The organism is Pseudoduganella albidiflava, from assembly GCF_004322755.1.
GTDB classification, from domain to species: Bacteria; Pseudomonadota; Gammaproteobacteria; order Burkholderiales; family Burkholderiaceae_D; genus Rugamonas; species Rugamonas albidiflava.
Genome location: NZ_CP036401.1, coordinates 3,242,546 through 3,266,614, shown reverse-complemented (window position 1 = coordinate 3,266,614; position 24,069 = coordinate 3,242,546). Strand labels below are relative to the sequence as shown.

The following is a 24,069-nucleotide window of genomic DNA, read 5'->3' as shown; positions in this document are numbered from 1 at the left end:
TCTTCAGGCACGATTCGGAAGAGGAAGCCGCTACCTGTGAGCACCATGGTGGCGCAGTGGGCGCAGTATACAGCAAGAGGTACTAGAGCAAAAACATGACAAAGAAGAAAGATATCGACGTTCTCCGCGTGACGCACCTGCGTGGCCCGAACATCTGGACCTACCGCCCCGTCATCGAAGCCTGGCTCGATATCGGCGAGCTTGAAAACTTCCCCTCGAACACGATTCCCGGCCTGTACGAACGACTGACCGCGCTGCTGCCGGGCATGGTGGAGCACCGCTGCGGCGTGGGCGAGCGCGGCGGCTTCTTCGAACGCCTGCGCGAAGGTACCTACGCCGGCCACATCCTCGAACACGTGGTGCTGGAACTGCAGAACCTGGCAGGCATGCGTACCGGCTTCGGCCAGACGCGCCAGACCGCCGAGGGCAGCGGCATCTACAAGATGGCGTTCCGCACCCGGCAGGAAAATGTCGGCCGCGCCGCGCTGGCCGCCGGCCGCGACCTGCTGATGGCCTGCATCGAAGACCGGCCGTATGACCTGCAGGGCGCCGTCGAGAAGCTGACCGACATGGTCGAGCGCCTGTGCCTCGGCCCGTCCACCAACAGCATCGTCGAAGCCGCGACCGACCGCGCCGTGCCGCACATCCGCCTGACCGACGGCAACCTGGTGCAACTGGGCCACGGTGCCCGCCAGCGCCGCATCTGGACCGCGGAAACCGACAATACCAGCGCCATCGCCGAAGGCATCGCCAGCGACAAGGACATGACCAAGGGCATCCTGGCTTCCTGCGGCGTGCCGGTGCCCGAAGGCGCCCTGGTCGACAGCGAGGACGAAGCCTGGGAAGAAGCCCAGGACATCGGCCTGCCCGTCGTCGTCAAGCCGTCGGACGCCAACCACGGCCGCGGCGTCACGCTGAACCTCACCAGCGAAGCGGAAGTCCGCAAGGCCTTCCACATCGCCATCGAACGGGGCGACAGCTCGTCGGTGATCGTCGAGCGCTATGTCGTCGGCGACGAGCACCGCCTGCTGGTGGTCGGCCGCAAGGTGGTGGCCGCATCGCGCGGCGAATCCGTGTGGATCACGGCCGATGGCCAGTCCACGGTCACCCAGCTGGTGAATGCGCAGATCAATTCCGACCCGCGCCGCGGGCCGAACGAGGAACATCCGCTGAATCCGGTCGAACCGGAAACCTCGCCGGAGGTGCAGCTGGTCCTGAAAGGCCAGGGCCTGGCGCACGATTCGGTGCCGGAAGCGGGCCGCAAGGTGCTCATCGCCATCAACGGCAATGTCGCCAACGACGTGACCGACCTGGTGCATCCCGCCGTCGCCGAGATGGCCGCGCTGGCCGCCCGCGCCGTGGGGCTGGACATCGCCGGCATCGACCTGGTGGCGCAGGACATCTCCCGCCCGCTGGAAGAGCAGGGCGGCGCCATCATCGAAGTCAATGCCAGCCCGGGCCTGCTGGCGCACCTGAAGCCGGCGCCGGGCGGCACCCCGCGGCCGGTGGGCGCGGCGATCGTCGAGGAGCTGTTTGCGCAGGGCGAAAATGGCCGCATCCCGATCGTCGGCGTCGCCGGCACCTGTCATACCGCGTTGATCGCCCGCCTCACGGCGTGGCAGCTGCAGGTTTCCGGCCGCTATGTCGGCGTGGCCTGCGAGGAAGGCGTGTACCTGAACGGGCGCAAGATCGCGCGCGGCCCGCTCACCGAATGGGAATCCGGCCAGCGCCTGCTGCTGAACAAGAACGTCGAATCGGCCGTGTTCGCCAACGGCAACCGCATGATCCTGACCGAAGGCCTGGCATACGACCGCTGCACGGTCGGCGTCGTGACCGACACGCGCGGCCACGACCGGCTGGGCGAATTCTATATCGACGAGCCGGAGCAGATGTACCGCGTGCTGCGCACGCAGGTCGACGTGATCCTGTCCGATGGCGTGGCGGTGCTCAATGCCGGCGACGAGCAGGTCGCGGACATGGCCCGCCTGTGCGATGGCGACGTGCTGTTCTACGCCGTCCACGAAGATGCCGCGCCGCTGGCGGCGCACCGGGCCGAAGGCGGCCGTGCCGTGTTCGGCCGCGGTGGTTCGTTCGTGATGGCGATCGGCGCCGACGAGGTGGCCGAATTGCCGGCCAGCTGCCTGCCGAACGACGCCGACGAATGCCGCGAAGCCGTGCTGGCTGCGATCGGCACCGGCTGGGCGCTCGACCTGTCGCCGGACCTGATCGCCGCCGCGCTGCGCACGTTCGAATGGAAGAACCGGGCAGCATGATCGCACCGACCGCCGCCCGCAAAGAAGAACACCACACAGGAATCAGTACATGGAAGTGATCCGCACCCGCGCGCTGCGCGGCCCGAACCTCTGGAGCCACCATACCGCCATCGAGGCGATCGTTTCGTGCACGCCGGAAGAACTGGCGGCCGACCGGCTGCCCGGCTTCGAAGTCAGGCTGCGCGCGCGCTTTCCCCGCATCGGCCAGTTCCAGCCGCACGGCCACTCCGAGGCGGTGCCGCTGGCGCACGTGCTCGAGCTGACGGCGCTGGCATTGCAGGCGGAAGCCGGGTGCCCCGTCACGTTCAGCCGCACCACCGCGACGGTCGAGGAAGGCATCTTCCAGATGGTGGTCGAGTACACCGAGGAAGAAGTGGGCCGCCTGGCCGTGGAGCTGGCCGAGAAACTGGTCAATTCCGCGCTGCAGGACACCCCGTTCGACCTGACCGCCGCACTGACCGAACTGCGCGACCTGGACGAGGACGTGCGCCTGGGCCCCAGCACGGGCGCGATCGTGTACGCCGCCGTGGCCCGCAAGATTCCCTATCGCCGCATGACGTCCGGCTCGATGGTGGCCTTCGGCTGGGGCAGCAAGCAGCGCCGCATCCAGGCCGCCGAGATCGATTCGACCAGCGCGATCGCCGAGAACATCGCGCAGGACAAGGAACTGACGAAGAAACTGCTGGACGCGGCCGGCGTGCCGGTGCCGGTCGGCCGCACCGTCGACAGCGCCGAGGAAGCGTGGACCGTGGCGCAGCAGATCGGCCTGCCCGTGGTGATCAAGCCGAAGGACGGCAACCAGGGCAAGGGCGTGACCGTCAACATCACCACCGAGGAACAGACGCATGCCGCGTTCAACACGGCACGCGAATTCCGCGACGACATCATGGTCGAGCGCTTCCTGCCCGGCCATGACTACCGGCTGCTCGTCATCGGCAACAAGCTGGTGGCGGCGGCGCGGCGCGATCCGCCGCACGTGGTCGGCGATGGCGTGCACTCGGTGCGCGAACTGGTCGACATCGTCAATGCCGACCCGCGCCGCGGCAGCGGCCATGCCACCTCGCTGACCAAGATCCGTTTCGACGACATCGCCCTGGCGCGCCTGGAACAGCAGGGCCTGGCCGCGGACTCGGTGCCGCCGCAGGGCCAGCGAGTCATCCTGCGCAACAACGCCAACCTGTCGACCGGCGGCAGCGCCACCGACGTGACGGACGACGTGCATCCGGAAGTGGCGGCACGCGCCGTGGAAGCGGCGCAGATGATCGGCCTGGATATCTGCGGCGTGGATGTCGTCGTCGATTCCGTGCTGCGCCCGATCGAGGAACAGAACGGCGGCGTGGTCGAAGTCAACGCGGCGCCCGGCCTGCGCATGCACCTGTCGCCGTCGTACGGCAAGGGCCGCCCGATCGGCGAGGCCATCGTCGGCACGCTGTTCGGCGAGGGCGAGGATGGCCGCATTCCCGTGGTGGCGGTGACCGGCACCAACGGCAAGACCACCACCGTGCGCCTGATCGCCCACCTGATCGCCTCGTCCGGCCTGCGCGTGGGCATGACCAACACGGACGGCGTGTACGTCAACGGCCGCCAGATCGACAGCGGCGACTGCTCCGGCCCGCGCAGCGCGCGCAACGTGCTGCAGCATCCGGACGTGGATGCCGCCGTGTTCGAGACGGCGCGCGGCGGCATCCTGCGCGAAGGCCTGGCCTTCGATCGCTGCAAGGTGGCCGTGGTAACCAATATCGGCGCCGGCGATCACCTCGGCCTGAACTACATCACCACCGTCGAAGACCTGGCGGTCCTGAAACGCGTGATCGTGCAGAACGTCGATGAAAACGGCTGGGCCGTGCTGAACGCCACCGATCCCATCGTGGCGGCCATGGCCAGCGCCTCGAAGGGCAAGGTCATGTTCTTCGGCGCCGACCGCTATCATCCGGTGGTGGCTACGCACGTGGCGCAGGGCCGCCGCACCGTGTTCGTCGACCGGGGCGACCTGGTGGCCAAGGAAGGCAAGTTCGAGCAGCGCATCGCGCTTGCCGACATCCCGCTCACCCGCAACGGCACCATCGGCTTCCAGGTCGAGAACGCGATGGCGGCGGTGGCGGCGGCCTGGGGCGCCGGCATCGACTGGCAATCGATCCGCCTGGGCCTGAAGACCTTCAACACCGACAGCCACAACGCGCCGGGCCGCTTCAACGTGTTCGACTACCGCGGCGCCACCGTGATCGCCGACTATGGCCACAACCCGGATGCGATGCTCGCGCTGGTGCAAGCCGTCGAATCCATCCCGGCCAGGCGCCGCTCGGTGGTGATCTCCGGCGCCGGCGACCGCCGCGACGAGGACATCAGCCAGCAGACGGAAATCCTCGGCAAGGCGTTCGACGAGGTGGTGCTGTACCAGGACCAGTGCCAGCGCGGCCGCGCCGACGGCGAAGTGATCGCGCTGCTGCGCCAGGGCCTGGCCGGCGCCACCCGCACCTCGCATGTCGACGAGATCGATGGCGAATTCGTCGCGATCGACACGGCCATGGACCGGCTGGGCGAGGGCGACCTGTGCCTGATCCTGATCGACCAGGTGGAAGACGCGCTGGCGCATATCGCCAAGCGCGTCGCCGCGGGCTGACCGCCCAGCGCGGCGGCCGGTAGCGCCTCTCAGAGAAGCTCCCCCGGTGCAAATTCAGAGGTCAGACCCGGTGGGTCTGACCCCGGCAGTTCGTCCTTGGGGTGAATGCCTGCGCTACAGACATATTAAGGTCCCACCACCCCGCCTCGCAGCCGGCTGACTATTTGCACGCCCGGCATTGACCACGCACCGCGACGCCTCTAGGATTCCGGCATCCCGACTACCAAGGTGATCCATGATCCGTCGTCCCCTGCGCCTCCTGGCGATTGCCGCGCTGCTCGCCGCGAGCCAGCCTCATTTCGTCGCGAACGCGGCACCCTCCGAAGTCCGCCTGCTGAAAGCGGCACCCGCCGCCAGTCCACTTTCCGTCACGCTGGACCGCCCCGACTGGACCTACAAGACCGGCGAGCGCGCCACCGTGCGCATCCGCCTCGATGTGACGCCGTATCCGGCCGAAGGCATCCCGGTCCGCTACCGCCTGGGGCCCGACATGCTGGAAGGCCAGGAGCGCACCATCGTGGTACCGAAGGAAGGCGTATCGCTGCCCATGCCGGCCCAGGAGCAACCCGGCTTCGTGCGCGCGCTGGTCGAGGCGAGCATAGACGGCAAGGCCGTGAAGGCCATCGCCACCGCGGCATTCAGCCCGCTCGACATCCGCCCCGTGCAAACGGAACCGGCCGACTTCGACGCGTTCTGGGTGGCGCAGAAGGAACAGCTCGCGAAGGTGGACCTGCAATGGACACTGGCGCCCGCGCCGGAGCTCTCCACCGCGGCGGTGGAAGTGTCCTATCTCCATTACCAGAACGTGGGGCAGGGTGGCCGGCCGACGCGCATCTATGGCGTGCTGGCCGTGCCCCGCGCCGAAGGCCGGTACCCGGCGGTGCTGCACGTGCCCGGCGCCGGCGTGCGCGGCTACAAGGGCGCCGTGGACCAGGCGGCAAAGGGCGCCATCACGCTGCAGATCGGCATCCACGGCATTCCCGTCAACCTGCCGGACGAACTGTATGAGCAGCTGCGCTACGGCGCGCTGGAAAGCTACAACCGCTACAACCTGGACGACCGCGATGCCTACTACTACCGCCGTGTGTACCTGGGCGCGGTGCGCGGCCTGGACTACCTGGTCCAGCACGGCAAATGGGACGGCAAGACGCTCGTCACGCAAGGCGGCAGCCAGGGTGGCCAGCTGGCCATCGTCACCGCCGCGCTCGACCCGCGGGTGACCGCCACCGTGGCCTCGTATCCCGCTTACGCCGATGTGACGGGGTACCTGAAGGGCCGCGCGGGCGGCTGGCCCGGCCTGTTCCGCAAGGACGATGCCGGCAACGTGAAAGACCAGCCCCTCGCGCCCAAGGTGATGACGACCGGCTACTATGACACCGTGAACTTCGCGAAGCGGCTGCGCGCGCCCGTGCTGTTCTACGCCGGCTACAACGACATGGTGACGCCGCCGACCTCCACGTTTGCGGTCTACAACGTGATCCCGTCGCCGCGCGAGATCGTGATCGAACCAGAGCAGGTGCACCATACGTCGGCGGCACACCAGGCCACCCAGCAGGCGTGGATCCTGGATCAGGCCGGCAAGCGGTAAGGCGAAACGGCCTGCAAACTTGGCCGCATGACTGGAGAGATTCGATGACTGCACCGTACCGTGCCATCAGCCTGCTTATCCTGGCGGTACTGGGCGGCTGCATGGAGGATGCCGGGCAGGTCGTCGAGCGGTACATGGAACAGTCCAGGCACCCGCTCGACCGCTACCTGTCGCAACTTGGCGCGGATACGGTATCACCGCTGCCGCGCTTCGACTGGCCGGCAGGCACGCTGCTGTGCCCCACGACGCCCTATCAGAGTTCGCTGCACTCCCGCACGCCTGTTGCCACGCGGGTCAATGCATTCCTGAAACGCAAGGAATTCCGCGGCGACGAAGGGCATTGGTCGGTCGTGGTCGTCGCGCCTTTGTCCAGTGGCGATGGCGCGATCGAACACCTGATCTTCAAACGGGGAAACTACGCCGTATTCACGAGCCCAGAGATGCTCGGACGGGACGGGCCGACGCTGCCGGCCGGTTTCGTGCAGCAGGAGTGCGTACCGGTGGAAACCGGCCGCGTGCTGGCCGCGCGTGGGCGCTTGTATCCGAAAATCGTTGCCTTCGGGGTAGCGGGACAGTGATCCTGCTTCCGCCAGGGCAAGTCGTCGCATTTGGACGGGAAGTGCGGTAGCCTCACGCTGAGGCTCCAGGACTGCATCAGCCCGCGAGCCTCTACTGTCCGTCGAAGGTAACGCACCGTGTTCTACGCACTTGCCGCCACCGCCGTACTGGCGATCCACTTCGCCTTCATCGCCTTCGTGCTGTTCGGCGGCCTGTTCGCCCTGCGGCGCCGCTGGATGGCGGCCGTCCACCTGCCGGCGGCGGCATGGGGATTCCTGGTCGAAGCCCTCGGTGCGGCCTGCCCGCTGACGTCGTGGGAAAACGCACTGCGCGAACGCGCCGGCATGGCCCGCTATGCGGGTGACTTCGTCGAACGCTGGCTGCTGTCCGTGATCTATCCGGATGGGCTGACCCGCAACGTGCAGTTCGTCCTGGCCGGCACGGTCATCCTGCTCAACCTGCTCATCTACGCATGGGTCTTCCTTCGGCGAAGGCCGGAACACCCCTGAAAACACTGTATGGAATACTGTACAATACTGTTCATTTACACAGTATTTCGTGATGAGCAAATTCGCGCCAATCGACCTGCAACCGTTCGACCCGCATTCGCGCGCTGCACGCGGCCATGGTGGGCTGGCCCTGCGCGATATCGACCCGGAAGCGTGGCGCGACATCCCCGAAGACGTGCTGACCGATGCCCGCACGGACAGTGAAATCGCCCGCGAGTACATCAGCCACGGCGAGCTGCGCCCGAAGTCGGTGGCCAACACGCAGAAAGAGCTGTACCGCTTTCTTACGTGGTGCCGCGAGGAAGCCGGCAAGTCGCTGCGCCAGCTGGGCGTGGCGGACCTGAACGCCTACAAGGAGTTCCTCAAGGCGCCGCCGGCGGACTGGATCTCCACGACCAAGTGGCCGCGCAGCGACGAGCGCTATCGCCCGTTCTCGGGCCCGCTGTCCGATGCCAGCCGGCGCCAGGCGATGATCGCCGTGAAAGGCTTGCTGGCATTCGCCGAGCAGACCGGCTACCTGCGCCGCGATCCGGGCGCGCTGGTAAAGAACGTGCGGACCGCAAGCGCCAGCCGCATCACGCGCTACCTCACGCAGGAAGCGATCGGCCTGGCGCTCGCCACCGTGGAAACGCGGCCGGCCGAAACGCCGGCGGCGCTGCGCCGGCGCGAGCGCGACCGCTTCCTGCTGATCGCCTACGCGCATACGGGGGCGCGCCTGAACGAGATCGTCGGCGCCGGCATGGGAGCGATCTACAGCGAAGGCAATGGCCGCTGGTGGATGGACGTGGTCGGGAAGGGCCGCAAGCCGCGCCGGCTGCCCGTGCCGGCGGACATGCTCGATGCCTTCCGGCGCTACCGCACCGCCTTCGGCCTGTTGCCGCAGACCGGGCGCACCGATACCACGCCGCTGGTGCTGTCCAGCCGCGGCAAGGGCTTGCAGCGCATTACCGACGAAGCGGCTTCCGAAGCATTGAAAGCCGTATTCACTGCGGCGGCCAGCGCGGCCGCCGCGCGCGGCGATAGCGACTCGGCGGCCCAACTGCGGCAAGCCTCCACGCACTGGCTGCGCCACAGCATGCTCACCAATCACGCCAACAATGGCGTGCAGCTGAAGACGCTGCAGGAGACGGCAGGGCATGCGAGCATCTCCACCACCGCTGCCTACCTGCACAAGACCGACAACGAGCGGCATGACGAGATCATGGCGTCCGTCGCCGGGAAGAATGTTCTTTGAATCCTGCCGATGGTCGGGCCGGGAGTTGATCATTAGTCCCGGCTAACGTGTGCCTGGCAAAAAGGTCCAAACCCTATCGGGAGGAAGTGCCTGGGCCGTGGCATCGGTCCAATTGCGAATGCAGCCGTCATCTTGCTGCCCGGACCGCGGCCATTCTCCTTGCAGAGTTTCAATTGATCACGGTACGTAGACCATATGTACAGTGACGGAACAGCCACCGTCCCCTTCACGAACGCGGACCTGAAGCACAAGGTCACTACGACCTTCTTCCTCGGTCCAGAGATCGACCAGCGTCCCAGTGATCCTTCATCCGGATACAAACCGAGGACGCCCATGATTCTTCTGGCAAAGGGATCAGCGTTGCTCCGTACTCTTCGATGTATTCGCGAATCTGCCTGGCTGTCTGTTCGGGCAATGGAGCGACGCCAGGGATCCCGGTCAAAAGGCCGTAGTCCTGGCGAACGAATGCATCGACGATGCTCTTCAGGATTGGACGCCATGCTGACGGTATCGGCCCTTCGCGCTCGGAATCTTTGATGACCTGGCCAGTCATGTCTTCGTCTTGCGGATGCGTTGGCATGGCTGGGAATCCTGTTGTGTACTTGCCGCAGTCCTGCTTCGGGTTGGTTGCTGCCGTAAAGTGCGTGTCGGCTGTCGCCCCAAAGCGGTCGTTACTGATCGTAGCTTGCTAACCAGCCATCAGTTTCTCGATGCTTCCCAAGCCCAACTGTATCGAATCGGTCTTTACCATCGCGCGGCCGCACACCAAGCCAGGCAAGAGCATCATTGATAGCGTTGTCTGAGATGTTGACACCAGCGCCTGCACCGTTTTTTGAAATCAGAACATGAGCTTGCGCGCCACTTCCGCCGAAGAATTCCGCCTCGATATAGGCACTGGGCCATTGAGAACCCAGCGTCGAGTGCAGTTTCAATATGGCCGCTGGCAACTCCTCGCTACCTTCATCCGTGAGTGGCAAAAATGGGATGCCGTAGAGCTTACGTGCCGTGCTTCCGATCGGGATGATCTCCACTCCAGCATCGAGCCGGATCACTGCCAGTCCATTGGACGGATCGGCGTTAAAAGTGCCCTGCAGAGCGACGAAGGCCTGGATTGAATAACTCATAAGAAAAAATAGAGCCTTGATATCGCAACAGAAACGCCACGACTGCTGTTGGCTGGTTGCTGCCGTCCAGGTGTACGACGGCTATCGCCCCGAAGCGGACCTTTAACTCGACTATTCCCCGCATTGTTCAATGAGGTCCTCTAGCAGTTCTTCATACTCATCGATACCTACCGTCTGGTCGTCTTCTGGTAATAAAAACATTGCGAGACCGTCAAGGTGGGCAATCAATGCTTCCGAAACTCCCTCATTTAATTTCCTCTTCGACCATTCCATGTAGCCCGGTAACTGCATGAGTGGCACATCCCTTCCACTGTCCTGTAAACGTTGAACTTGAAGGGCAATTTCTCTGTCTGTCGCCACAGTTCATCCTTCTGTATTTGAGGTGTTCGGACCAACGTCAGGTCTGCTTCTGGGCGGTTGTGGTCGGTCGATCCGCCGCCGAGCAGTCTTAGCCGATTGTACTGCAGGTTCCCCAAACCGCTGCAAGCCTAGCGGTTGCGTTCCAACGCTACGGCTGCATCCGGTTGCATAGTTCAGTTCCTATATTGTGGACGTGAACATGGAGGTGAAGAGAGACGTGTTACTCCAGGCGCAGCCGCGCCCTGGAGCAAGGGGAAGCTGGTCGGACAGAAGGCACCATTGCGCCTGGGGGAGATCTGGGCAATTCGAGTGAGGCTTGAACTGCTCGGATGCGTCCGAGATCTTGCACTGTTCAACCTAGCTATCGACAGCAAGCTTCGCGGCTGTGACTTGGTACAGCTTAAAGTTCAAGACGTCGCGCAAGGAGGTCGAGTCGGCGGATGTGCAATCGTCATGGAGCAGAAAACGAAGCAACCGGTCCAGTTCGAACTGAGCAAGGGCACTCGCCTAAGCTTGTCAAATTGGCTCCGCGAACGCGGCTTACGGGCCGGAGATTATCTGTTCCCGAGTCGCGTCCGGGACTCGCCACATCTCTCGACACGACAGTACGCGCGGATTGTCCACCGATGGATCGAGGCCATCGGCCTCGACTCAGCAGCATACGGTACGCATACGATGCGCAGGACAAAGCCAACGCTAATCTATCGGCGAACAAAAAATCTCAGGGCCGTCCAGCTGCTACTTGGCCATACGAAACTGGACAGCACCGTCCGATACTTGGGCATCGAGATGACAAATCAGCCGGTCGTAATGTCTCGCGACTGGCTGAAAGCGCCCCGAAACGGACGTTGCTTTGACTTGCTAACCTAACTAAGGAGAGATTCCTGGGTTACCAAGTACCCTACGTCTGCCAGCCTTGTAGCGTAGCTGCCAGTCTTGTGTTCGATGATTACGCCTAATTCAAACGGACGACCGCTCGTTATCATTTTCGCAAGTTCAGCGAGAGGCATGTTTTTAGCTGCCGGTGAAATCTCGCGTAAAACCTTCAAAGCGCTTGGCGCCATTCTCTCGGCTTCCCATCGAACGCTGACACGCGTAATCGAAGAGTGTGGCATGTCTTCGGTTGTAGGCGAGCAAGCACCACTGGACTCCCAGCCGCAGTCAATACACCGGTCCACAAACAGACCGCCGCGTATCGAGCGTTCGATTAAACATGAGCAAACAGGGCAACTAGTCGAGGTAGCCAATGCAGTAACCGTAGCGATGAGAATCATTGATGAACTTCCGCTTCTGGCCGAAACCAGCCCGTCGCAGCAGGATAACAGCTTGCCAGACGGAAAAATCCTCCGATTGTCACGACAGGCCGGTACCGACCCGAAGCAGACGTTCGCTGCCAGAAGGACTGGCATGCTTGCATGACGGTGTCGATTAATGTGTTAAATCATTTACACAGTATGCATACCAAGGTTTACTAACTTTAACCACATAGATCTTGAACAGCTTCAGTTGCCGGAAAGACGAGGATACTTTCGCCCGCTGAGAAACACACCCATAAAGGTTGTACGTACCAGGTAGTGATAGCTTGTGAGTAGCAGAACACTGGTAATCGCAAGAATCATCGAAAGCTTTACTGACCAGTGCAACGGCCAATGTAACATCCACGTCTGCAGCAGAAAGATGATGGGTGCGTGCATAAGATACATCCAATACGATGCATCTGCGAGATAGCGCCAACGTCCGCTAGCGACTCGAAGGTAGCGCACAGCTAATCCAATAACAGCAAACATTACGCACCATTGGGCAAACAAGTACGCACCGGCATAAACGGCGCGGTCTACGTTATTGAGTTCGACAATTCCGAGCGTTGGCTTAATACCGATAACATAAAGCGCGACGGCGGTGCCTGCCACTGCGCCTACCGCGTACAAATGCCAATCTAACGCAAGAACGCGTAAATTTTCCTGTTCCCGGTGTAGGAACCACCCAACGAGAAATGCCGCGCCGTACGCCAGCAATCCAGGGAAATTAGGCACGAGCCCGATAATTGGTGAGGGTATTCCTTGCCACTGTACCCACCAAGGAGAGAGGTATAGCGATAAGGCAATTGGCGCACCCAGCAGCAAAGGTGCAATTCGAAGCCTGAATGCGGAGTCCAGCAGGCGGCTAACAGTGGAGCGAAGCGTACCCTCCGAATCGAAACTTACTACCGTTGCTCGCGCCGCTAACACCAATACGTAGATTACCAGTAGCAGGTAAAGGAACCATAAATGCCCCCAAGGCACAAACGGGCCAATGACGGGTGGAAGCTCCATCTTCGCCGTTCCTCCCGTTCCGCTTGTGCCGAGTTTCTGAGTTACCCAGATAAAAGAAAGGAAACCGAGCGGCATGACCACAAAATAAAAGGCAATCAGTGGCAAACCAATGCGTCTCAAGCGGTTTTTTATCAGGCCTTTCGTACCCAGGCGTTGGTGAAGAAGCCGCGCAAAGAATCCAGCGATAAGAAAAAACGATGACATCCGAAAGAGATGGATGACGAAGTACAAGATTCCCAAGCCGGCATTCGTGGAGTTGTCGGACCATGGCCAATTGTATTCCCGATAACCTGGCATATAATTCATGATCGCATGCAGCAGAATGCCCCCAAGGAGTGCACAAGCACGGACTGCATCAAGGGAATGAAAGCGATTTTCGTCTATGGAATAGGTCATTTTTTCGATGAATGAAAGTTTTGTTTTTATGCCGCCTCTGACAAACCAGAGACGATTTTTTGTCGTTATGCATGCTTCAATGTCGCATCACATGATCGGGTGCCGCGAACCGGAAAGACCATAGCGATCGTTTCAACTTTAACAGGAAATGTGGCGAAGGGCTATAAGGGGATTCTATGTAGTCAATTTCCATGCGTGTTACAGAGGCATCTTTGAAACGGCATGTCTGCTTAGGGCTTGCAGAGCAGCATAGGTGCTTTTCTCTGGCCTGTTAGTTATCTGTTGATAATGACAAACGGGAAGAATGTCGGACCCGGCCCGTCAACGAAAAACCCGCACTTAGTACCGGTCAACGACGATTGGCCTTCAGCAATGCAAGCAATACAATGATCTATCTCCATTGCCGAAAATTGCTGCCAGAACTACTTTGAGCTTACTTAATACGCGACTATCTTCATTTTTATTAACGTATATGTCTGTCGGCTTCTGGCCGAAACCAGCCTGTTGCAGCAGCATAGCAGCTTGCCGATCAGCAAAATCCGCAGATTGTCACGAAGGGCAGAAAACGACCCTGAGCAGACGTTGCCGCGCTTTCTGCTGAAGCCGCTCGACGGCCCAGATTCGACCAGCCACATAAATCGCATTACCGCTTGACGTTGACGTTACGTCAGGCAATACAATGAATTTATGGCTGATCTACTTGACATCACTGAAGTCACCCGAATGACGGGGCTGACAGCTCGGGCGCTCCGATTCTATGAAGCCCGAGGGCTTTTGCAAGCCGTGCGAGATTCCTCCGGACGCCGACAGTACGGGACAGCGCAGCTCGAAGCGCTACACCGCATCATGGCAATGAAACGTGCCGGGTTAACGCTGGCGCAAATTCAATCCATGACTGCAGGCCCGCGCCCCGACCTGCATTCGATCGTGGCTGCCCAAATCCAGGTACTCGAGGCGCGCGAGCGCGAAGTTGCCGCCGCAAGAGAGTTGCTTGCATCCATTTTGTCCCGCATCGAGCGCAGCGAGCCAATCGATGTCGCGACATTCTGCTCGCTGATACGACAAGGAGAAAACGCGATGTCTCAAGTAAAACTCGATGCATTGGCTTCCCAATACATGAGCCCCGAGCAAAACCTGGCGTTCAGGGAAGCAGTGCAAGCGCTGCCGGCCGACTTCGATGCCGAAGCCCATGACAAGAAGTGGCAGGCGCTCAGTGCGCGGATCAAGGCAGCGCTTCCACTCGATCCAGCGAGCCCCGCTGCCCAGGCCTTCCTTGATGAATGGGATGAATTGGCTGCGCCCTACATCGCCGCGTGTTCGGCGGAGGCATTGAAGGGCGTCAGCAACATGCATGAGCACATCGAGGAATGGGACCGCGAAGTCGACGCGCCATTCGATGCGGAAGTGTTCAGGTTTCATCAGGCGGCGCAGAGGGCACGTGACGCCATGCACGGACCAGCGGATCGATAGGGGCGCGAAATGCGAAATACATTAAGCAGCCTTGCAGTGGGCCTGATAGCCTGGATGGCCCTCGCGGCTCTTGGTAACCTGGCACTACGCATCGGTGTGCCGGGTTACGCGCTGGTCGAACCGGCCATGCAGTTCTCGTCAATGATGCTCTGCATGCGCTTGTTGGTGGGCGTGGCCGTAACGCTGACGGCGGGAATGCTCGCGGGATACCTCGACCGATCAGGAAATGCTGGCCTTCTGCTGGGTGCATTGTTCGTGCTGTTGTTCGGCGCGAATCATGTCTACCTTTGGACCAAATTCCCTGTCTGGTTCCACCTGACTTTCCTCGCTTACCTGCTGCCCGCTACGGTAGCCGGAGCCAACGTGGGCAAGCAAATGCGCAGACAGCGACAGGCATGTCAGCAGCCTTCGCAACAAGCATAGGTCATTGTCGATCGGATAAGCTGCCTGCTCATCGAGAGCAGGTAGCAATCGTCCAATAGCAATTTCCTCAGCGGCGAACGCCGCATGCAGATCATTGGTCCGCTCTTGGCGGTTTGCTGACGTCCAGCGGAGCGCAGCTGCCGCCCCATCGCATATGCACTCACGAAGCCGTGCGGTATGCTTCCAGTCTATTTGCCCGTGCGCGGAGCCGGCACAGCGTATTCCCCGCATATCCTGGAGACAATCGCAATGTACTCGGCCATCGTTGGCAGGCCGACCTCGGCGCGACGTTCGTCCACGTCGCGCTCGTTCTCGATCGGACGTGGCACCCATCGGGTAGAGTCCAGGCAGGTGCCCTGGGTGCCATACCGCTGCGGTTCATGGACACGGTCATACAGGTAAGCATATTCTTTGCGGGTGGCTTCGCCGGAGTCGAGCAGTTTCTCGATCCGCGCCAGTACGTCGACCTGGAACGCCCGGTCCTGGTCTGCATGCTGGGCCAGCAACCAGGCAGCTCCCGCTGCGTCGCCACCGACCAGCGAGATGGTTGGCCAGCCAACCTGTGCGACGATCTCCTTGAGCCGGGCCGTATTTGCCGCATCCACGCGTCCCATTGCCTGCGGATCCATGACGCCACCCACGCCGCGTGCGCGCTGGTCTTCTGCGCGCATGCGCAGTAGTTCCTCTCGCAGGTCGGGCCGGGCCGGCGTCTCGGCACCATGAAGAGGTGCGGCCACTAACAGGAGACAAAACAATCCCGAAGCTTTCGTCATGAAAGTATCCTTCTGGCAACTAATTAGTGTAAGTCTGCCACAAGTCTCTTAAACACGACAGAAGTCGCCACGCTTTGCCAGCGGCAATACCGCTCAGCACACACGGTTGCTTCGTTGAAGACGCGGCCTGAAACCGGGCCCGGAAAGGTGCTGGGATAGTGGAGAAAAAGACACTGACGACCATGCGGATGATCGCGTTGATTCAGCGCAGTTCGGCGTAGCCGTGGTGGGCAGCGTCCCGTTCCAGTCCGGCGATCCTGGCGTAATCGCTCACGCCGCGATGGGCAAAGCCCCGTATGCGCAGGGCGCTCATCGCCTCTCGCAAGCGCGGACCCGGGTCCAGCAGCGCGCCGCGCAATTGCCGTACCAAGGAATGTGGCACGGCACTGCCGGCGATCAGCGGCAAGCCGGGCGAAGCAGCCGTAGAACCTAGCGCTGCCACGCCGGCCAGGGCGGCAGGATATTCCTGCTGAAGGTAGGCATGCGTGACGCAGTCGATCGCGGCTACGTCCGCCACACCCTCGCGCACCAGGCGCACGCTGGCGGCATGGCTGCCGGACCATTCGATGGCGCCGAAGAAGCGCCCGTCCCGGGCCAGCGGCGCCACCGCATGCCGCAGTGCGTTCATCCCGCTGTTCGAATGCCGCTCGTTCACGGCGGCGACCTTGCCGCGCGCATCCTCCAGCGTACGGATGCCGCTGCCGGCGCGTGCCACCAGCACGCTGGAATAGTCGCTGCCGGTGCAGCCGGGGACGTCGAAGCAGGGCGTGGCGAGCAGCGTGGCATGGCCGCGCAATGCCACCAGGTACGGGTAGCCACAGGCTTGCGATACCAGCAGGTCGGGCCGGCGCCAGAAGTCCAGCAGCGTGCCGGGGTCGTCGACCAGCTCGACCGCGGCGGTTACGTCGGCCTCCACCAACAGGGCTTCCAGCAGGGCATTGTATCCCTCCCGAAGCCGGGGCGAGACGTTGTACATCGGCAGGGCGGCACGCCAAGTCATGTCGGCACTCCCGGGTGGACCGGCGCGTCGACAGGGCGCAAGCCGTAACGGCGCATCAGGCCGGCGTATCCCCGCACGTGGAACCCGCCGCTGCGGGCCTGGTAGGCGGCGCGCCGCGCCCGGTACACGCGGGGCAGCAGATACCAGGGCAGCGACGGCAGGTCGTGGTGCACCAGGTGCAGGTTATTGTTCAGGAACAGCAGCCGCAGTACGGGCCCCGCTTCGTTCAGCACGATGCGCTGCTTGTGCTGCGCGGCGGGCCGGTGCTCGTAGTACGAGCGGATCATCGACAACGATTGCGCCGGATAGGCGATCGCCAGCAGGTAATACACTGGTGTCACGCCGAAGCTGCGGTCGATCCACCACAGCAGCGCGGCCAGCATGGCGGTGTGTCCGAGCCACATCGGCACGTAGCGCCAGTCGCCGCGCAGCGGCTGGCGCACCGCCTCAGCCAGCATGGTCGCGATCGAGATCGCCGGCCCGATCAGCAGGCGCCCGGCGAACGTCTTGTTGAACCAGTACAGCCGGCGCAGCGGCGCGCTCATGCTGGCCCATTCGGCCGGCGCCACGTAATAGCTTTCGGTATCGAGGGCCGGCAGCGTCAGGTGGGCATCGACGTGATGCTGCAGGTGGCTGTCCCGGTACAGGCGGTACGGATACCAGACTGCCAGCGGCGCCAGCCCGAACAGGCGGTTCACGGCGGGCCAGCGGGTCGGGTGGCCGTGGATCAGCTCGTGCTGCAGCGACAGGTACCACGCGCACCACCAGATCATCAGCACCGTGCCGAGCGGTGCACCGAGCGATTGCCAGCCCGCGAGCGTGAGCAGCCAGCCGCCGTGGATGACCGCGATCAGCAGCCAGGTCGGCCACTCGGCCAGCCACAGAGGCCGTGCGCGCTCGGCGGCAACCTGGTGCCGGTGGGCGTCATCGAGGTACTCTGCACGATTCGGACCGGCGCTCACACTGGCCTCGCGGGGCAATTGCGGATGTGCGGCGGGCGAGAACCGGGCAGGTGCTGCTTCATCATTTTTCCTTATGCGAGTTTCACATATGGCGACCTTCGCCACGAGTGGAAAAAGTATAAGGAACAGTCAAGCCAGTTGAACACGAAGATTAACGTGCGTGCTTATGCGTGTTTCGGCATTAGGGCAGCGCCAGCATCCCGCCCACGATCGCCGTGCCGGCCAGTGCGCCCGCCGCGCCGGACACCAGCGCGGCCGTGCACGGCGGCATAGCGAACAAGCGGCCGATGCCGAGTCCCGCATGCAGGCAGAAGGCCGCCACCGCCAGGAAATAGTAGGGCAAGAAGAAAGCGATGGAGGGCCATGCCTGCAAGCCCGCCGCGGCGAAGCTGATATCGGTATCGAGCCCCAGGCCCAGCCGGCCCCACAGGACGGCAGCCACATGCACGAGCAGGAAAAACAACAGATAATAGCCACTGGCCGCGGCGAGCAGTCCGGCACGGCCGGCGCTCGTGGTGCGACGCCGGGCCAGCATGGGCCCCGTCGCCAGCTGCGCCAGCACCGCAGCCAGCAGCAGCGCTTCCACCAGCGGCTGGCGGTAGATGCGCCGAAAGACGTCCATGAAGGCAAACGCGCTGGCCGCATCGATGGCCAGCAAGGCATGGTTGACGAGATGAATGCACACGAACGCGGCCAGCAAGAGGCCGGAACAGCGGTGGAGTGCCTGGAGGGCGGGGCGGTCGGGCATGGGATGGTTTCCGGTCATGGGGATGGAGGCATCGTATGACGGCGCCAGGCCCCGGTCTTGAACGATTCCGACATGCGGAGACCGGCGTGCTGCTGCCGCCTCCCGGGCACGGCACCGCGGTACGCGCGTACATCCGGCGCGACACCGGCATCGGCTCGGCCGCGCACCTGAACCGCTTCCCGGCGCAGCCGTTCTGCACCGTCACGTGGTTCCTGTCGGGCACGGTCCATAACGGCGTGTCGTCGGAGGCGCCCGCGCTCGACGCCATTGTCGTCGGTGGCCCGTTCACCCGGCCGGCGAGCACCTTCAGTGCCGGGCGCATTCACGCGTTTACCGTGGTCTTCTTCCCCGACGCCTTCGCGCGCCTGGCCGGGCTTGCACCGGCCAGCCTTGCCGACCGCCTGCTGCCCGCGCGTGACCTGCTGCCGGCGGCGTGGCACACACTCCTGGACGACATTGCCGCGGCCGGCGATGACAGCGTCCGGGTGGCCTGTATGTCGGCATTCCTCGCCGCCAACGGCGAAACCGCTTTGGCACCCCAGGTCAACTGGCTGCACCGGTTACGGGAAGCGGCAGGATTCGACCGGCTGTGCGAACGCCAGGTGGAACGCAAGGTCCGGCAAGCCACCGGCCAGTCGTTGCGGGCGCTGCGCCGCGCCGAGCGCCTGGAAACGGCACTGCTCGACGCCCGCGAAGCCGCCGCACATGGCGCGCTGCACTGGGCCACCCTGGCCGGTGCCAGTGGCTTTTCCGACCAGCCCCACCTCGGCCGCGAATGCCGCAAGCTGGCCGGAACCGCCCCGGCCGAGCTGATCGACCGGCAGGCGCGCGACGAAAGCTACTGGCTGTTCCGCTGCTGGCGGTGAGGGCCTGCCGGCAATGCCGCTGAGATAAGCCCACCCCAAGTGCAAATTCCGGGGTCAGGAGGGAGTCCTGGCATGCATGCCAGGACCGTTATGCAGGCGCGAAGCATGCTTCGCGAAACCCCTGCTTCACCCCGGCGGGGTCTGACCCCAGCCTTTCGACGTTGGGGTGAAGGCATGCACTTCAAACGTACTGCATAGCGCTTAATTTAACGGCATTAGTACCTGCCGGGCGATCCAGCCGAGTTCCGCCTGCATTGCCACCTGCAGGGCGCTTCAGCCTAATATCCGCCGCGCCAGCGCCGTCAGCTGTTCCGCCGCGTCCACGCCGCCGGCCAGTTCGGCCAGCACGTCCTTGTCGGTTTCCAGGATTTCCTCCACGTCGTCGATTCCTCCCTTGCGCAGCTGCTGTTCCAGGGCGGCGTCGAGCTTCAGCTTGGACAGCGGCGTGCGCCCGGGCTGCCGTGGCAGCACGAGCGTGATGCGCACATCCGCGCCAGGGGACAGCGTCACGGCATCCTGGCTCGTCAACACGACCTTGCCAGTGGCGTCCAGCACGCGCGGCAGCAGCTTGCCGAGTTGCTCCAGGCGGGCGGTTTCTTCGCCATCGAAGGTGGTGGCGAAGTTGCCGTTGCCGTCGGTGGCGCCGACGCTTGCCGCCTTCGCGCCGTTGGCGTCCGCCAGTTCGATGACATGGCCGGGCTGGCCATGGTTCGCGGCATCCACCAGCTGGCCGCCCAGCGACGAGCCCTTGCCGTCCGGCGGTGCCTGTGGCGACACGGCGGCGGACGAGACGGCCAGCACCTGCAGCGTGGCCATGGCACCCTCGGTCTGCGCCTTGAGCTCCAGCACCTTCGGGTGGTCGGCGCCCAGCTTGGCCTCCAGGTGCAGCGTCTCGGCCTGGTAGGCGCGTGTCAGCGCCGCCTGCGTGGTGGCGACATGGGTGACTGAGGCCACCGTATAGCGCCTGGCCAGCGGCGCCAGTTCGCGTTCGGGCAAGGCATCGGCCTCGATCGTGCCGCCCAGTTGACCGGCATGCGCCGCCAGCGCCGGCGCGGCGAACGTGCCCACGGTGGTCTGCCCCCCGGTGGCATTGCGGCAGAAGGACGGATCGAAAATGTGATTGGGCGCGTCGACGGTCTGCGGCACGTGCGGGCCGGTCCTGGGCGGGAAAGCGAAGATGCAATGGTCGGCCTGGTTCAACGCCGTCATATTGCCCCGCAACCCCAGGCTCAGCATCGACAGCGTGCGCACGGCCTCTTCGCGCAGGCGGCCGCCGGTGGCCCGCACGGTATCGCCGATCAGCACCGTATTGCAGAAGAAGGGTTCGCGCCGCATCACGGAACTGGTGTTGCTGGCATAGCTCACGTCGTCCATGCACAGGATGGCTTGCGACATCAGCGAGCGGTTGACGGTATCGAGCCGGGCGAAGTTGTCGTCATAGAGTGTTTCTCCGCCCGGCAGCGAACGTTCGGCCTGCACGCTGTAGTTGCCCGGGTTCTCCAGCTGGTCGCCCAGCAGCCGGGCGATCAGCCGGTGGATGCCGCCCAGGTTGACGATCAGCACGCAGCCGAACGCCGCGTCGATGAAGCCGAAGCGCCCCGTGAACTCGCTGCTGAAGTGGTTGTTGGCGACCGACACGGGACCGAACGCGAACGCCGTGAGGGCCCGCCCGGCCGGCTGGTCGACACGGTTGTCATGCACGCGCAATGCCGGCTTGCGGCCGCTGGAGGCGGACAGTTTTTCGCTGAGCGCGCCCGCAAAGCGCAGGTAGATGCCGCCACGCAGCCCGGCGCGGCGGTTGTCCTCGAAGCCGGCGGTGGTGGCGCCGTTGGCGGTCAGCGTATTGTCGGTGATTTCCACGTCGTTGCCCCAGCCGATGAACACGCCGCACGCCGGATCGGCCGCGCTGGCGCCATTCTCGGTGACATGATTGCCCGCGATGAACAGCGAATCGACGATCGCCAGCGAAATGCCGCCGCGGCCGATTTCCTGGGCCTGCTCCAGCATCGCATCCGTGAAGGGATTGCGCAGGTTGCGATAGAGCCGGTTATTCAGGATCACCAGGTCGCGCACCGGATGGGTGGCGCGCAGCAGCGGCGCCAGCGCGAGATTGAACAGCGCCGCATCCACCTGGGCCAGCAGGTTTTCCTTCGGCGTTCCCGCCGGCGCTGCTTCGCCGCGGGTCGCCAGCCTGGCCCCTGCGCGCAGCGCGAAGCCGATGCCGGACAATCCCATCAGCGTGACCTTGTTGGCTTCGATGGTGATCTCGTGCAGGAAGCGGGCCGGTGCCGCGCGGTCCTGCTGGCGCGGCGCGACGACGATCACGTGCAGGATGCCGTTCCGTTCTGTCACCGGGGTCACCCTGACGATGCGGAAGGATGGCGCGACGGCCAGCAGGTTCGGGCCCGGCTTCGTCGCGATGCCGAGCCGGCCGTCCGTGCCGCTCGGCGCCAGGCGGGCTTCGTCGACGGTCGGCCCCACATACACGGGGACGCCGGCCAGCGCCGTTCCGGCTTCGTCCTGCACGATGCCGCGGAACTGGCCGCGCTCGACCACATTCACTGCGACTGGGGGATCGTCGTCCGGCACCGGTTCCGGATTTGGCGGCGGCGGCGGATCGAGGTCGCCGCCCAGCACGATGCCGTCGCCGGCCCCGCCGGTGATCTCGTTTTCCAGCAGGCGCACCCGCTCGCAGCCGACCCGCAGGTGGATGCCGCCCAGCGCCCGGTAAGGCTGGCGCAGCACAAGCAGCGCGAGCACGTAGGTCCATGCCGCCTGGGCATACGCCAGCACCAGGTGCGGGTGGCGGTACAGCACCTCCGGCCTGGCGCATGGGTCGGCGGGGTCGCGCGTGGGATCGTCGTCGGGTCCGTCCGGACGATCCGGCCTGTCCGTAAACGGCAGCAGCACGAGCGTGTTGCGCTCGACGAGGCTGTCGTCCGCTTCCAGCGAGATCGTCGTCAGCCCCTCGGCGGTATCGAGCAGGTGCAGGCGGTTGTTGTCGATGTGGAGTCCGGCCGAGGCATTGGCGCGGATGCAGTGCAGCCGGCCCAGCATGCGCGTGGCGTCGATCCGCACATCGCGGCTGGCGTCGATCAGGATGTCGATACCGTCGAGGGTGAGCAGGTCGACGGTGTGCACGCGGATGCCGCTGCAGTCGACGAAATGGAAAATCGGCTGGAAGCGTGTTTCCGTGCGCGGCAGGATCGCCGTGCGGCGCGAGCAGCCGTGGATCGTGATGTCGCGGCGACCCTCCAGGCGCAGGTTGGCGCGGTGCAGGCCGGGCAGCAGGCACAGTTCGCCGCCGGCCGCGGGCAGGTGCATGGCCGCCACCTCCAGCGAATTGAAGTCGCCGAAGGTGCGCACACCGTCGCCGATCAGGAAAGTGCAGCAGGTCTTGCGGGTCAGCGCGCCGAAGCGGTGGCGGCAGTCCTCGATGACGGGCACGAAGTTGTTGCGCGGGCCGGTCCAGTTCAATTCGGCCAGCGGCACGCGGTGGTACACGATGCCGGTGGGCGGGGCGTCGTCGACCAGCACCTGCGGGTTGGCGATTTCGCCGGCGCGCACCGTGAATGTCCAGTAGTCGCCGGGCCGGTAGTTGCCGGCCGCCGGCGCGTCGAAGGCGAGACGGATACCGTCGCGCAGCTCGGCCGGGTTGGCCACGTCGGGGAAATCGGCGATATTGGCGATGCCGTTCCACAGCCGGATGAACACCGGTTCCGTGGTGGCCGGCAGGGTACCGAAGGTGGCTGGCGCGGCCAGCTCCAGGTCGTGGTCCGTGTTCAGCGTGGCCAGCGTGCCATAGACGACCTGCCAGGCGCCGATCAGTTCATCGTATTCGAGCGCTTCCAGGTAGAACTCGGTCAGCCCGGAATGCACGATCGGGGCGCGGCCCGCATCGAGGATGATGCGATCGGGATTGGTGCCCGTCTCGAACCTGCCGCGGCCCACCAGGCCGCCATTCCACTGGCTCCACTTGAAGCGGGGCGGCGTGGCGGGCGGCACGTCGGCCACTTCGATGCGATACAGGTTGTGCTCGAAGCCCGTGTAGCCGCCGCCACCCACCACCGGGCAGTCGCCGGCGATGGCGACCACCGGGGCCAGCGAAGCCGTCAGCCGGCCCTTCGATGCCGGGTCGTCCGCCAGCCGGCCGCGGATCGACAGGCAATCCTCGCCGGGTTCCAGGCGCAGCAGCCGGATGCGGAAATTCACGAACGAGCGTTCCGACGTGTCCGGCCCGCCCAGCGCCGGCTCGATCAGCCGCTGCGGATACTGGAAGCCGTGGATGGATTCTTCCGACACCTCCAGGATCACCGCATCGCGCACGCCGTCCTCGATCGACGCGGGCGTGGGCAGCGGCGTGGTCAGCGGCGGGCCGAAATAGCTGGCCAGGCGCTGCACCGGTGCCGCCGGATCGGCCGCGTCGCCGGCCAGCCGGGTCAGGATGCCGTCGGCCCACGCGTGGCCCGGCAAAAGCGATACCAGCACGTTGCCGCCGCTGACCACGGCCGACACCACGCTGAAGCCTTCCGGCTGCGTGGCCGGCACCGCGCAGATGCCGGCGCCGATGATGTCGCGTCCGGCCTGGCCGTTCCAGCCCAGTTCCAGCAGTTCACCCTCCGTCAGGTCTGCGTCGGACATCACGCGGCCTTGCTGGTGCAGCACGCCGCTGAGATTGCGCAGCACGCCATCGGCCGGTTCGTCCACGCCGCGCTCGTGCTGGTGGGGATCGAAGTTCAATACCGAGAAATCGCCTTGCATAGCATCCCCCTGTTCTGGCGCCGCTGATGTCGCCGCGCATGTGACCGCTCATGTCGTCCGGTCTTGTTACTGCCCATGTCACCGGCAATTCA

21 protein-coding genes and 1 pseudogene are annotated in these 24,069 nt (G+C 64.1%); 12 read left to right on the top strand and 10 right to left on the bottom strand.

Going from position 1 to position 24,069, the window contains the following annotated elements; all coding sequences use genetic code 11:
• The first annotated feature begins 95 nt into the window (after nucleotides 1-95).
• From EYF70_RS13525 to EYF70_RS13500, 6 genes are all read left to right on the top strand, one after another.
• Complete coding sequence (locus EYF70_RS13525) at nucleotides 96-2,273, top strand: cyanophycin synthetase (protein ID WP_131145875.1); 2,178 nt, start codon at nucleotides 96-98, stop codon at nucleotides 2,271-2,273.
• Nucleotides 2,274-2,322: 49 nt separating this feature from the next.
• Nucleotides 2,323-4,893 (top strand): cyanophycin synthetase, encoded by a 2,571-nt coding sequence (cphA, locus tag EYF70_RS13520; RefSeq protein WP_131145874.1) that lies wholly within the window; start codon nucleotides 2,323-2,325, stop codon nucleotides 4,891-4,893.
• A gap of 235 nt (nucleotides 4,894-5,128) precedes the next feature.
• A complete protein-coding gene (locus EYF70_RS13515) occupies nucleotides 5,129-6,481 on the top strand; it encodes an acetylxylan esterase (RefSeq protein ID WP_131145873.1) in 1,353 nt (450 codons plus the stop codon).
• 44 nt (nucleotides 6,482-6,525) lie between these two features.
• Nucleotides 6,526-7,059, top strand: a complete 534-nt coding sequence (locus tag EYF70_RS13510; RefSeq protein ID WP_131145872.1) for a hypothetical protein — start codon at nucleotides 6,526-6,528, stop codon at nucleotides 7,057-7,059.
• Nucleotides 7,060-7,176: 117 nt separating this feature from the next.
• Nucleotides 7,177-7,548, top strand: coding sequence for a DUF2784 domain-containing protein (locus tag EYF70_RS13505; protein ID WP_131145871.1), 372 nt, complete (start codon nucleotides 7,177-7,179; stop codon nucleotides 7,546-7,548).
• 52 nt (nucleotides 7,549-7,600) lie between these two features.
• Nucleotides 7,601-8,782, top strand: coding sequence for a tyrosine-type recombinase/integrase (locus EYF70_RS13500; RefSeq protein ID WP_131145870.1), 1,182 nt, complete (start codon nucleotides 7,601-7,603; stop codon nucleotides 8,780-8,782).
• 177 nt (nucleotides 8,783-8,959) lie between these two features.
• On the opposite strand, the gene EYF70_RS32050 is transcribed toward EYF70_RS13500, so the two are convergent.
• The 4 genes from EYF70_RS32050 to EYF70_RS13485 form a co-directional block, all read right to left on the bottom strand.
• Entirely contained in the window at nucleotides 8,960-9,031 is a 72-nt protein-coding gene (locus tag EYF70_RS32050) for a hypothetical protein (protein ID WP_443094100.1), read from the bottom strand.
• A 7-nt stretch (nucleotides 9,032-9,038) separates the two neighbouring features.
• Nucleotides 9,039-9,362 carry a DUF7668 domain-containing protein gene (locus tag EYF70_RS13495; RefSeq protein WP_218943780.1) on the bottom strand — a complete coding sequence of 108 codons (324 nt, stop codon included), beginning with the start codon at nucleotides 9,360-9,362 and terminating at the stop codon, nucleotides 9,039-9,041.
• A 91-nt stretch (nucleotides 9,363-9,453) separates the two neighbouring features.
• Nucleotides 9,454-9,906 carry a hypothetical protein gene (locus EYF70_RS13490; protein WP_131145869.1) on the bottom strand — a complete coding sequence of 151 codons (453 nt, stop codon included), beginning with the start codon at nucleotides 9,904-9,906 and terminating at the stop codon, nucleotides 9,454-9,456.
• Nucleotides 9,907-10,017: 111 nt separating this feature from the next.
• Entirely contained in the window at nucleotides 10,018-10,266 is a 249-nt protein-coding gene (locus EYF70_RS13485; RefSeq protein ID WP_131145868.1) for a hypothetical protein, read from the bottom strand.
• Nucleotides 10,267-10,524: 258 nt separating this feature from the next.
• Between EYF70_RS13485 and EYF70_RS13480 the strand changes: the two genes are divergently transcribed.
• The gene (locus EYF70_RS13480) at nucleotides 10,525-11,136 is read left to right on the top strand and encodes a tyrosine-type recombinase/integrase (protein WP_229420910.1); all 612 of its coding nucleotides are present in this window, start codon (nucleotides 10,525-10,527) and stop codon (nucleotides 11,134-11,136) included.
• Nucleotides 11,137-11,274: 138 nt separating this feature from the next.
• Complete coding sequence (locus EYF70_RS13475; protein ID WP_131145867.1) at nucleotides 11,275-11,685, top strand: hypothetical protein; 411 nt, start codon at nucleotides 11,275-11,277, stop codon at nucleotides 11,683-11,685.
• Between the two features lie 83 nt (nucleotides 11,686-11,768).
• On the opposite strand, the gene EYF70_RS13470 is transcribed toward EYF70_RS13475, so the two are convergent.
• Entirely contained in the window at nucleotides 11,769-12,974 is a 1,206-nt protein-coding gene (locus tag EYF70_RS13470; RefSeq protein ID WP_131145866.1) for an acyltransferase family protein, read from the bottom strand.
• 687 nt (nucleotides 12,975-13,661) lie between these two features.
• Here EYF70_RS13470 and EYF70_RS32005 point away from each other — a divergent pair.
• From EYF70_RS32005 to EYF70_RS13460, 3 genes and pseudogenes are all read left to right on the top strand, one after another.
• Nucleotides 13,662-13,808: pseudogene (locus tag EYF70_RS32005) on the top strand (MerR family transcriptional regulator); the annotation flags it as partial.
• Between the two features lie 12 nt (nucleotides 13,809-13,820).
• Nucleotides 13,821-14,444 carry a TipAS antibiotic-recognition domain-containing protein gene (locus EYF70_RS13465; protein WP_229420849.1) on the top strand — a complete coding sequence of 208 codons (624 nt, stop codon included), beginning with the start codon at nucleotides 13,821-13,823 and terminating at the stop codon, nucleotides 14,442-14,444.
• Between the two features lie 9 nt (nucleotides 14,445-14,453).
• Nucleotides 14,454-14,867, top strand: coding sequence for a hypothetical protein (locus tag EYF70_RS13460; protein WP_131145864.1), 414 nt, complete (start codon nucleotides 14,454-14,456; stop codon nucleotides 14,865-14,867).
• Nucleotides 14,868-15,055: 188 nt separating this feature from the next.
• On the opposite strand, the gene EYF70_RS13455 is transcribed toward EYF70_RS13460, so the two are convergent.
• From EYF70_RS13455 to EYF70_RS13440, 4 genes are all read right to left on the bottom strand, one after another.
• On the bottom strand, nucleotides 15,056-15,640 hold the full coding sequence (locus tag EYF70_RS13455) for a DUF6624 domain-containing protein (RefSeq protein WP_131145863.1): 585 nt from the start codon (nucleotides 15,638-15,640) through the stop codon (nucleotides 15,056-15,058).
• 202 nt (nucleotides 15,641-15,842) lie between these two features.
• The gene (locus EYF70_RS13450) at nucleotides 15,843-16,640 is read right to left on the bottom strand and encodes a phosphate/phosphite/phosphonate ABC transporter substrate-binding protein (protein WP_131145862.1); all 798 of its coding nucleotides are present in this window, start codon (nucleotides 16,638-16,640) and stop codon (nucleotides 15,843-15,845) included.
• Entirely contained in the window at nucleotides 16,637-17,602 is a 966-nt protein-coding gene (locus tag EYF70_RS13445) for a fatty acid desaturase (protein WP_131145861.1), read from the bottom strand. Before EYF70_RS13445 ends, EYF70_RS13450 begins: the two co-directional genes overlap by 4 nt.
• Nucleotides 17,603-17,783: 181 nt before the next feature.
• Entirely contained in the window at nucleotides 17,784-18,350 is a 567-nt protein-coding gene (locus EYF70_RS13440; RefSeq protein ID WP_131145860.1) for a hypothetical protein, read from the bottom strand.
• Between the two features lie 86 nt (nucleotides 18,351-18,436).
• Here EYF70_RS13440 and EYF70_RS13435 point away from each other — a divergent pair, with 86 nt between their 5' ends.
• Nucleotides 18,437-19,216 carry a helix-turn-helix domain-containing protein gene (locus EYF70_RS13435; RefSeq protein WP_165497661.1) on the top strand — a complete coding sequence of 260 codons (780 nt, stop codon included), beginning with the start codon at nucleotides 18,437-18,439 and terminating at the stop codon, nucleotides 19,214-19,216.
• A 273-nt stretch (nucleotides 19,217-19,489) separates the two neighbouring features.
• Here the strand turns inward: EYF70_RS13435 and EYF70_RS13430 are convergent, their stop codons facing one another.
• Nucleotides 19,490-23,977 carry a hypothetical protein gene (locus EYF70_RS13430; RefSeq protein ID WP_131145858.1) on the bottom strand — a complete coding sequence of 1,496 codons (4,488 nt, stop codon included), beginning with the start codon at nucleotides 23,975-23,977 and terminating at the stop codon, nucleotides 19,490-19,492.
• Nucleotides 23,978-24,069: the final 92 nt, after the last annotated feature.

What these genes read in the sequence shown, in the direction of transcription:
- EYF70_RS13500 (WP_131145870.1), top strand. Translation starts at nt 7,601, where the DNA reads ATGAGCAAATTCGCGCCAATCGACCTGCAACCGTTCGACCCGCATTCG.
- EYF70_RS13470 (WP_131145866.1), bottom strand. Translation starts at nt 12,974, where the DNA reads ATGACCTATTCCATAGACGAAAATCGCTTTCATTCCCTTGATGCAGTC.
- EYF70_RS13460 (WP_131145864.1), top strand. Translation starts at nt 14,454, where the DNA reads ATGCGAAATACATTAAGCAGCCTTGCAGTGGGCCTGATAGCCTGGATG.
- EYF70_RS13455 (WP_131145863.1), bottom strand. Translation starts at nt 15,640, where the DNA reads ATGACGAAAGCTTCGGGATTGTTTTGTCTCCTGTTAGTGGCCGCACCT.
- EYF70_RS13475 (WP_131145867.1), top strand. Translation starts at nt 11,275, where the DNA reads ATGTTTTTAGCTGCCGGTGAAATCTCGCGTAAAACCTTCAAAGCGCTT.
- EYF70_RS13490 (WP_131145869.1), bottom strand. Translation starts at nt 9,906, where the DNA reads ATGAGTTATTCAATCCAGGCCTTCGTCGCTCTGCAGGGCACTTTTAAC.
- EYF70_RS13495 (WP_218943780.1), bottom strand. Translation starts at nt 9,362, where the DNA reads ATGCCAACGCATCCGCAAGACGAAGACATGACTGGCCAGGTCATCAAA.
- EYF70_RS13515 (WP_131145873.1), top strand. Translation starts at nt 5,129, where the DNA reads ATGATCCGTCGTCCCCTGCGCCTCCTGGCGATTGCCGCGCTGCTCGCC.
- EYF70_RS13430 (WP_131145858.1), bottom strand. Translation starts at nt 23,977, where the DNA reads ATGCAAGGCGATTTCTCGGTATTGAACTTCGATCCCCACCAGCACGAG.
- EYF70_RS13465 (WP_229420849.1), top strand. Translation starts at nt 13,821, where the DNA reads ATGGCAATGAAACGTGCCGGGTTAACGCTGGCGCAAATTCAATCCATG.
- EYF70_RS13440 (WP_131145860.1), bottom strand. Translation starts at nt 18,350, where the DNA reads ATGCCCGACCGCCCCGCCCTCCAGGCACTCCACCGCTGTTCCGGCCTC.
- cphA (WP_131145874.1), top strand. Translation starts at nt 2,323, where the DNA reads ATGGAAGTGATCCGCACCCGCGCGCTGCGCGGCCCGAACCTCTGGAGC.
- EYF70_RS13525 (WP_131145875.1), top strand. Translation starts at nt 96, where the DNA reads ATGACAAAGAAGAAAGATATCGACGTTCTCCGCGTGACGCACCTGCGT.
- EYF70_RS13450 (WP_131145862.1), bottom strand. Translation starts at nt 16,640, where the DNA reads ATGACTTGGCGTGCCGCCCTGCCGATGTACAACGTCTCGCCCCGGCTT.
- EYF70_RS13510 (WP_131145872.1), top strand. Translation starts at nt 6,526, where the DNA reads ATGACTGCACCGTACCGTGCCATCAGCCTGCTTATCCTGGCGGTACTG.